Annotated in this window: 3 protein-coding genes; 2 read left to right on the top strand and 1 reads right to left on the bottom strand. The window is 72.0% G+C overall.

Features of this window, described 5'->3' with window-relative positions:
* Positions 1–70: 70 nt before the first annotated feature.
* Both NR073_RS10960 and NR073_RS10955 read left to right on the top strand, forming a co-directional pair.
* On the top strand, positions 71–589 hold the full coding sequence (locus NR073_RS10960; RefSeq protein ID WP_020626453.1) for a ferritin: 519 nt from the start codon (positions 71–73) through the stop codon (positions 587–589).
* Between the two features lie 145 nt (positions 590–734).
* Complete coding sequence (locus NR073_RS10955; protein WP_256748832.1) at positions 735–1682, top strand: DUF808 domain-containing protein; 948 nt, start codon at positions 735–737, stop codon at positions 1680–1682.
* Positions 1683–1808: 126 nt separating this feature from the next.
* Here the strand turns inward: NR073_RS10955 and NR073_RS10950 are convergent, their stop codons facing one another.
* Positions 1809–2645, bottom strand: a complete 837-nt coding sequence (locus tag NR073_RS10950) for an alpha/beta fold hydrolase (RefSeq protein WP_127435325.1) — start codon at positions 2643–2645, stop codon at positions 1809–1811.
* Between the last annotated feature and the right edge of the window lie 70 nt (positions 2646–2715).

The raw sequence follows: 2715 nt of genomic DNA, 5'->3' as shown, positions 1-2715 counted from the left end.
CCACTCGTCTCATCTCAGCCGGCGCCTCGTGGCAAGAACCTCATGACCCACAACACCTAGAGTTCGAGGCATGAAGCTCACCGATGACCTGCTGCAGAAGTTCAACGACCAGATCACCCTCGAGTTCGAGGCGTCCATGGTCTACCGCCAGCTCGCGATCGCCGCCGACGACCTGGACCTGTCCGGGATGGCCGCGTGGCTGCGGCACCAGGCGGACGAGGAGATCGTCCACGCGAACAAGTTCATCGACCACGTCGCCGACCGGGACAGCTTCCCGACGATCGGCGCCATCCCGGCCCCGCCCGTGCAGGCCGGCCTGTCGGCCCTGGAGATCTTCCGGGCCGCGCTCGCGCACGAGCAGAAGGTCTCCGAGGCGATCCGCGAGCTGTACCGGGCCACCGAGTCCGCGGGCGACCTCAACTCGCGCCCGCTGCTGAACTGGTTCCTGGACGAGCAGATCGAGGAGGAGGCCACCGTCTCCGAGATCGTGGGCCAGCTCGAGCTCGTCGGCGACGACGGCTCGGGCCTGCTCCGCATCGACGGCCGCCTGGGCTCCCGTCCTGTGGAGACCACCGAGAACGACGCCTGAGCCCACCGGCGGCCTCGTCGGCCGCGCGCGCACCGGCCCGGTCCCCCACGGGGCCGGGCCGGTGCGTGTCCGTCCTCGCCGCTATGCTCAACCTGCGCCCTGCCCGCGCACCGGCTCGCCCGTCGGACCCACCCCAGGAGGAACCATGGTCGGACTCGTAGCCCTGCTCGACGACGTCGCCGCCCTCGCCCGCCTCGCCGCCGCGAGCGTGGACGACGTGGCCGCCGGAGCGGGACGCGCCGCGGCCAAGGCGGCGGGCGTGGTGGTCGACGACGCCGCGGTGACCCCGCAGTACATGGCCGGCGCGGCCGCGGCCCGCGAGCTGCCGATGATCTGGCGGATCACCAAGGGCTCCCTGCGCAACAAGCTCGTGTTCATCCTTCCCGCGCTGCTGCTGCTCGACTGGCTCGCCCCCTGGATCCTGCCGTGGCTGCTGCTGGCCGGCGGCACCTACCTGTCCTATGAGGGCGCGCACAAGGTGTGGGGCAAGCTCGCCGGCCACGGGCATGCCGACGACGAGGAGCCTGCCGTCGAGCGGGGTCCGGAGGCTGAGGACACCGTGGTGCGCGGGGCCATCACCACGGACTTCATCCTGTCCCTGGAGATCATGGTCATCTCCATGAACGAGGTGGCCGACCTGGGCTTCTGGATGCAGGCGGCGATCCTGGCGGTGGTGGCCGTCGTCATCACCGTGGGGGTGTACGGGGTGGTGGGGCTGATCGTGAAGATGGACGACGTCGGCCTGCACCTGCACCAGAACGCCTCGACCTCCGGCGGCCGCTCGTTCGGCGCCGGGCTGGTCAAGGCCATGCCGCACGTGCTGCGCGTGGTGACCGTCATCGGCACCGTGGCGATGCTCTGGGTGGGCGGCCACATCGCCCTCGTGGAGCTGGACGCGCTGGGCGTGCCGTGGCCCTACGCCGTGCAGCACGGGATCGTCGAGCCCGTCACGCACACCGCCGGCGCGTTCCTCGGCTGGCTCACGGAGACCGCGACGTCGGCCGTGTGGGGCCTGCTCTGGGGCTCGGTCGCGCTCGGGGTGGTCCTGCTCGTCGGACGCCTGCGCGGGAAGAAGGCCGTGCCCGCCCACTGATGCGGCGGCCGACGGGTCCGCCCCCACCCGCGCCCCACGCTGAGGCCCGCAGACGCGCCGCTACGCACGGAACGTGGCGGCGCGTCTGCGGGCCTCGGCGCTGTCTCCGTCTCCCGACGGGCCCCGTCAGTCGGCGGTGAGGAAGGTGCGCACCGCGGAGACGAAGGCCTCGGGCTGGTCGGCGTGCAGCCAGTGGCCGGCGTCACGGACGGTCACGCGCACGACGCGCGGGAACAGCTCCTTCATCCGCGGCACGTCCTCATCCTGGACGTAGTCCGACTCGGCGCCGGCCAGCCACAGGACCGGATGGTCGAACACGCGCTCCGGGTCCTCGGGGACCACCGGGTCCGGGAACGAGCCGATCTCCCGCAGGTGCTCGAAGAGCATGGCCACGTTGGGCTGCCACGCGAAGTGGTCGCCCGTGCGCCGCAGGTTCTGCAGCAGGAAGCCGCGCACCCGCGCGTCGTGGACGTGCTCGGCCATGGCCGCGTCGGCCTCGGCCCGCGAGTCGTACGCGTCCAGGTCCATGCGCAGCATGGTGCCCAGCAGGTGCACGAACTCGTCCGTGGCCTGCGGTGAGAGCCGCGGGGAGATGTCCTCCACGATCAGCCGGTCCACGAGCTCCGGGTGCCGCAGGGCGAGCACCATGGCGACCTTGCCGCCCATCGAGTGGCCCAGCAGGTGGACCGGCCCGTCGGCGGCGAGACCGCCCCGCAGGTGGGCAGCCACCCGGTCCGCGATCTCGCGGTAGTCCACCCGGTCGGTCCAGGGCGAGGCGCCGTGGTCCGGCAGATCGATCAGCTCCACCGTGAAGTCGTCGCCCAGCTCCTTGGCCGGGCCGGTGAAGTTCCGGCCCCGGCCCATGAGGCCGTGCAGGAACGCGACGCGGCGCGGGCCCTCCCCGATGCGGGTGGAGGCCAGGGGGGCGTCGGACGGGTCGGAGGCGGCGGCGGTCGTGTTCACCCGACTCAGGCTAGCTGTTGTGGGTCATGAGGTTCTTGCCACGAGGCGCCGGCTGAGATGAGACGAGTGG

The sequence above is a fragment of the Micrococcus sp. Mcc28 genome (assembly GCF_024519775.1).
In the GTDB taxonomy this organism is placed as follows: domain Bacteria; phylum Actinomycetota; class Actinomycetes; order Actinomycetales; family Micrococcaceae; genus Micrococcus; species Micrococcus luteus.
Note: the sequence above shows the minus strand (reverse complement) of the source record. Positions and strands in the feature narration are given on the sequence as shown.